The organism is Bradyrhizobium sp. STM 3809, from assembly GCF_000239795.1.
In the GTDB taxonomy this organism is placed as follows: domain Bacteria; phylum Pseudomonadota; class Alphaproteobacteria; order Rhizobiales; family Xanthobacteraceae; genus Bradyrhizobium.
In genome coordinates this window covers 1-5,465 of record NZ_CAFJ01000053.1, presented here as the reverse complement: position 1 = coordinate 5,465, position 5,465 = coordinate 1, and the positions used below count along the sequence as shown (strand labels likewise).

The 5,465-nt window shown below is 66.7% G+C and carries 6 protein-coding genes; 3 read left to right on the top strand and 3 right to left on the bottom strand.

From position 1 onward, the window contains the following. Nucleotides 1–339: 339 nt before the first annotated feature. Nucleotides 340–852: a protease adaptor protein RcdA gene (rcdA, locus tag BRAS3809_RS02375; protein ID WP_008960502.1), complete on the top strand. Its 513-nt coding sequence runs from the start codon at nt 340–342 to the stop codon at nt 850–852. Between the two features lie 144 nt (nt 853–996). Here rcdA and rpmE read toward each other — a convergent pair whose 3' ends face one another. Then, nucleotides 997–1,224 (bottom strand): 50S ribosomal protein L31, encoded by a 228-nt coding sequence (gene rpmE / locus BRAS3809_RS02370; protein WP_012046762.1) that lies wholly within the window; start codon nt 1,222–1,224, stop codon nt 997–999. Nucleotides 1,225–1,470: 246 nt separating this feature from the next. On the opposite strand from rpmE, the gene BRAS3809_RS02365 reads away from it, so the two are divergent. Together BRAS3809_RS02365 and BRAS3809_RS02360 are read left to right on the top strand one after the other, a co-directional pair. Continuing rightward, on the top strand, nt 1,471–3,330 hold the full coding sequence (locus BRAS3809_RS02365; RefSeq protein WP_008960500.1) for an ABC transporter ATP-binding protein/permease: 1,860 nt from the start codon (nt 1,471–1,473) through the stop codon (nt 3,328–3,330). 144 nt (nt 3,331–3,474) lie between these two features. Continuing rightward, on the top strand, nt 3,475–3,675 hold the full coding sequence (locus BRAS3809_RS02360) for a hypothetical protein (protein WP_008960499.1): 201 nt from the start codon (nt 3,475–3,477) through the stop codon (nt 3,673–3,675). 199 nt (nt 3,676–3,874) lie between these two features. On the opposite strand, the gene BRAS3809_RS02355 is transcribed toward BRAS3809_RS02360, so the two are convergent. Together BRAS3809_RS02355 and BRAS3809_RS02350 are read right to left on the bottom strand one after the other, a co-directional pair. Then, nucleotides 3,875–4,324 (bottom strand): GNAT family N-acetyltransferase, encoded by a 450-nt coding sequence (locus BRAS3809_RS02355; RefSeq protein WP_008960498.1) that lies wholly within the window; start codon nt 4,322–4,324, stop codon nt 3,875–3,877. Then, the gene (locus BRAS3809_RS02350; protein WP_008960497.1) at nt 4,321–5,349 is read right to left on the bottom strand and encodes a peptidoglycan -binding protein; all 1,029 of its coding nucleotides are present in this window, start codon (nt 5,347–5,349) and stop codon (nt 4,321–4,323) included. Before BRAS3809_RS02350 ends, BRAS3809_RS02355 begins: the two co-directional genes overlap by 4 nt. Nucleotides 5,350–5,465 lie beyond the last annotated feature (116 nt).

The following is a 5,465-nucleotide window of genomic DNA, read 5'->3' as shown; positions in this document are numbered from 1 at the left end:
TGGCGAGGAACGATGGTCGCGGGTCTGCCTTGAGGAGACGGTCTCGCTCATCCATCGACTGATCCCTGCACAGTGTGCAATTGCGGGAGAATAACAGCGTACTCCTCCGGCCGCACACTATTGCCGTGATTGTGTCTGCTAACTGATCAGCCGCAGTGACTCGGCCGTATCAGCCGGTGCTGCAGCCGCAGATGGTAGGCGGGCACGGCGCATCCCACGCCGTGGAAACCATATTAGGCGTTGCTGCTGGACTCTCGAAACCGGCCGCGCAATGATTTGTTCATCATACCGGTGCGGTTGCCGGATGATGTCATCAGTCGCGTATAAGAGGCGTTAACCATGTCGGACCGTTTGCTGGGCGATGGCGCTCTTGTTCAGTTCAATGAGCGGCTCACCAATTCAGCTGCATTCGGCGCGCTGTTCCGGGAAGGCATGGATCTGGTCGAAGAGACCGCCGCCTATCTCGATGGCGAGGGCCGCAATGAAGCCAAGGCGCTGGACCGCGCCGTCAGCCTGACCTACGCGACCGAGAGCATGCGCCTCACCACGCGCCTGATGCAGCTCGCCTCCTGGCTGCTGCTGCATCGTGCGGTGAAGGAGGGCGAGATGACCCTCGGCCAAGCCAACCGCGAAAAGACCAAGGTCAAGCTGACCGCCGCAGATCCCGGCCCGGCCGACCTGCTGGAGAAGCTGCCGCAGCAGCTGCAGGAGCTGATCGCGCGATCGATGAGCCTGCAGGGCCGCGTCCGCCGCCTCGACGCCACCATCCATTCGCCGCCGCCGGACCAGAGCGCGATCGGCAATCCCCTGGTTCCGCACCTGAACCGGCTGAAGGCGGCCTTCGAGCAGTGATCGGGGACGGCTCGGTCCCGGCCGAGCCATCCTGGTCCAGAGAGAATAGGCCCCAAACAAAAACGCCCCCGTGTCCGGGGGCGTTTTGCTGTGGGCTTGGGGTCAGGGCCGGCCTGGAGCCGCGCCGAGGCGGCTCACGCGGCATCAATCCTTCTTGAGGAAACCCTGGAACTTCTTCTGGAAGCGCGACACGCGGCCGCCGCGGTCCATGATCTGCTGGGTGCCGCCGGTCCAGGCCGGGTGCGACTTGGGGTCGATGTCGAGGTTGAGCTTGTCGCCCTCTTTGCCCCAGGTCGAGCGGGTCTGGTACTCGGTGCCATCGGTCATCACGACCGTAATCGTATGATAATTCGGGTGAATATCGGCTTTCATGACGGATCCTGCGGCGTGATGCGACGACATGAGGAAGCGCGGCCGCGCCTGATCCTGTCGTCACTGAAGGGGGACAATTGGCGCGCTCTATAGCCCAAGGTCCCGCCCAAAACAAGCCAAGGTCGCCCAACAAGGCGGCGTCTCAGGGCCCCCACCTTGGTATGTTTCCGGATTTGCCAAGCGAGGTGCGGCGGGCCTATCACGACGGCAGATTGGATGAATTCTCAGGTGACCCCAGGTGACCCCATGAGTGCAGTGGAACGGCTTGACGAGCGGCAGAGCGCAGCCCCCTCGGCGCAGGAGGCGGTGCAGGACGCCGTCGCAGCGGTCGAGGCGCTGACCGAACCGGACGCCCCGGTTCGCCGCTCCAAGCTGCGCCCGCTGCTGGCGCTCGCGCCTTACATCGCCCGCTACCGGATCCGCGCCTTTCTCGCTCTGGTCGCGCTGACCGTCGCCGCCTTGACCACCCTGCTGGTGCCGGTCGCGGTCCGCCGCATGATCGATTTCGGCTTCACGCCGAAGGGCATCGCGCTGATCAACAGCTATTTCAGCGTCATGATCGCGGTCGTCGCCGTGCTCGCGCTGGCCAGCGCCGCCCGCTACTACCTCGTCATGACGATCGGCGAACGCATCGTCGCCGACATCCGCCGCGACGTGTTCGCGCATCTGATGTCGCTGTCGCCGTCCTTCTTCGATTCCGCGCGCTCCGGCGAGCTGGTGTCCCGGCTCACCGCCGACACCACGCAGATCAAGTCGGCTGCCGGCGCCTCGGTCTCGATCGCGCTGCGCAACCTGCTGCTGTTTCTCGGCGCCACCGCGATGATGGTCTTCACCAGCCCGAAGCTGTCCGGGTTCGTGCTGCTGGCGATCCCGCTCATCGTGCTGCCGCTGGTCGCGTTCGGCCGCTGGGTCCGCCGGCTGTCGCGCAACGCCCAGGATACGCTGGCCGATGCCTCCGCCTATGCGTCCGAGCTGGTCGGTGCCATCCGCACGGTGCAGGCCTATACCAGCGAGAAGCTCGCGGCCGGGCGCTTCGGCGGCGAGGTCGAGCAGGCCTATGAGGCGGCGCGGGTCTCGACCAAGGCGCGCGGCGTGCTCACCGCGATCATCATCTTCATCGTGTTCTCCAGCGTGGTTGCGATCCTCTGGGTCGGCTCGCATGACGTGCTGACCGGCAACATCAGCGCCGGCCGGCTCGGCCAGTTCGTGCTCTACGCGGCCTTCGCCGCCGCCGGCCTCGGCCAGCTCTCCGAGGTCTGGGGCGAGGTCTCGGCTGCTTCGGGCGCCGCCGAGCGGTTGTTCGAACTGTTGCACGTGAAGCCGGAGATCACCGCGCCGGCACATCCCACTGCGCTGCCCGAGCCGGCGCGCGGCGATATCGGCTTCGACCGCGTGAGCTTCGCCTATCCGAGCCGTCCCGACGTCCGCGTTCTGGAGGACGTGTCGTTCGCGATCCGCGCCGGCGAGAAGGTCGCGATCGTCGGACCCTCGGGCGCCGGCAAGAGCACGCTGTTTCATCTCCTGCTGCGCTTCTACGATCCGGCGTCCGGAGTCATTTCGGTCGATGGCGTGCCGGTCCGCGCCGCCGACCCGCGCAAGGTGCGCGAGCGCATGGCGCTGGTGCCGCAGGAGTCCGTGGTGTTCGCCGCGAGCGCGCGCGAGAACATCCGCTTCGGCCGCCCCGAGGCGACCGATGCCGAGGTCGAGCGCGCTGCCGATCTCGCCCATGCCAGCGAGTTCATCCGCCGCCTGCCGGAGGGGTTCGAGACCCAGCTCGGCGAGCGCGGCGTGACCCTGTCCGGCGGCCAGCGCCAGCGCATTGCGATTGCCCGCGCCATCCTGCGCGACGCGCCGCTGCTGCTGCTCGACGAGGCGACCTCGGCGCTCGACGCCGAGAGCGAGACCCTGGTGCAGACCGCGCTCGAAGGGTTGATGAAGAATCGCACCACGCTGGTGATCGCACATCGCCTTGCGACCGTCCTCTCGTGCGACCGCATCCTGGTCATGGACCGCGGCCGTATCGTCGAGCAGGGCACGCATACATCGCTGGTCGCAGCGAACGGCCTCTACGCGCGCCTGGCGCGGTTGCAGTTCGAGACCGTGTAGTTTCGGCAACAATGTGGGCGCCCGGCAACACTGCGAATTCTCGCCGCGGCGGCTGCAACCTTTCTTCGGCTTTGTACGTTCCCTGCCGGAACTGAGCGTGCGCGTCGATCGTACGCGTGCCTGAACCCCGCAGGAGCAACGGACATGCCTTATCGTCGTGGCAGTTTTGCCCTCACGCCGCCGTCCTTCGTGATCTTCGCCATCGCGCTGGTGCTCGCGCTCGTCGCGATGCTCGCGCACTACATGCACGCCTCAATCCCGCTGCTGTCGACGGCGCACGCCTTCGACGCACTGGCGATCGCCTTCGTGGTGCTGACCATCGGCGTGCTGTTTCGCGGCGTGTAGTTGCAGCTCGCCGCATATTCGTTGTCGTCCCGGCGAACGCCGGGACCCATAACCCCGGTCGAATGTTTGGCAGGCGAAACTTGCCACATCGTTCTTCGCCACACATCTGCTGCGGCGTCTGGGTCCCGGATCTGCCCTCGCTTCGCTCGGTTGTCCGGGACGACGGCGGAGGGTCTGGCTGGCGGCGGTGCATCTGCGACTAAGGCGTCCAAGCCATCCGCAGCACGGGCCGGCCCGAGGTCGGATTGACGTCCTCGCCGGCGTCGATGAAGCCGTTGCGCTTGTAGAAGCGGATGGCGCGGGCGTTGTCCTTGTTGACCAGCAGCGTGATGCCGCCAGGCGATCGCTGCTTCGCGGCATCGACCAAATGCGTCGCCAGCGGCGAGCCCCAATGCCCGGGCGAGACGACGAGCTGATCGAGATAGCCCGATGCATCGATCGTCACGAAGCCGGCGAGCGTGTCGTTCGCCTCGGCCACGATCACCTCGGCCTTCGGCACCAGCTCGCTCCGCCAGCGCGCGCGCCACCACGGTACGCGCGCCGCGAAGTCGATCGCGGGGTAGGCGAGCTGCCACGTCTCCTGCCACAGCGCGATCGCCGCGTCCTCGTCGGCGGCGCGGTAGGAGCGCAGGGTGAAGCGCGACGTCACCGCTCCGTCAGCTTCAATTCGATGCGGCGGTTGCGGCGGAAGGCCTCTTCCGTGTTCGCGGTGTCGAGCGGCTGGAATTCGGCGAAGCCGGCGGCGACGAGGCGCTGCGCCGGCACGCCGAGCGAGATCAGATATTGCACCACCGAGATGGCGCGCGCCGACGACAGCTCCCAGTTCGACTTGAACACCGGGCTGTTGATCGGGCGGACGTCGGTGTGGCCGTCGACGCGCAGCACCCAGGAGATCTCGGCCGGGATCTGCTTGTCGAGGTCGATCAGCGCCGTCGCCACCGAGTTCAGCTCCTGCTGTCCTTCCGGGAGCAGCGTCGCCTGTCCGGTGTCGAAGAACACCTCGGACTGGAACACGAAGCGGTCGCCGACGACGCGGATGTCGGGACGGTTGCCGAGGATGGCGCGCAGCCGGCCGAAGAACTCCGAGCGGTAGCGCGTCAGCTCCTGCACCCGCTGCGCCAGCGCGACGTTCAGCCGCGAGCCGAGATCGGCGATGCGGTTCTGCGATTCCTTGTCGCGCTTCTCCGACGCGTCGAGCGCGTCCTCGAGCGCAGCGAGCTGGCGGCGCAGCGCGCTGATCTGCTGGTTGAGGACCTCGATCTGCGCCAGCGCCCGCGCCGTGACCTGCTTCTCGGATTCGAGCGCCCGGTTCAGCTCATTGGCGCGGCCGGTCGCATTGCTGCCGGCGTTGGCGAGGCCGTCATACAGGCCCTTGATACGGTCGCGCTCCGCCTCGGCGTTCGACAGGCCGGCGCGCAACTGCGCGACTTGGTCGTCCAGCGACAACTTGCCGAGCTTTTCCAAGGACAGCATCTCGTTGAGCTGCGCGATCTTGGCGTTGAGCTGCTCCAGCGCCTTGTCCTTGCCGGTGACCTCCTGCGACAGGAAGAACTGCACGACGAGGAACACGGTCAGCAGAAACACGATCGACAGGACGAGCGTCGACAGCGCGTCGACGAAGCCCGGCCAGTAGTTCATGCCGGAGTCACCCCGGCGGGAACGCGCAAGCGCCATTCAGTGTCTCCTCAAGTCACGATCGGCGTGTGTCGCTTGATCTGTTGCTATTGGAAGCGACGGGGAATCCGCGGTGACGGTGCACCCTCTCCCCTTGTGGGAGAGGGTGGCGGGCA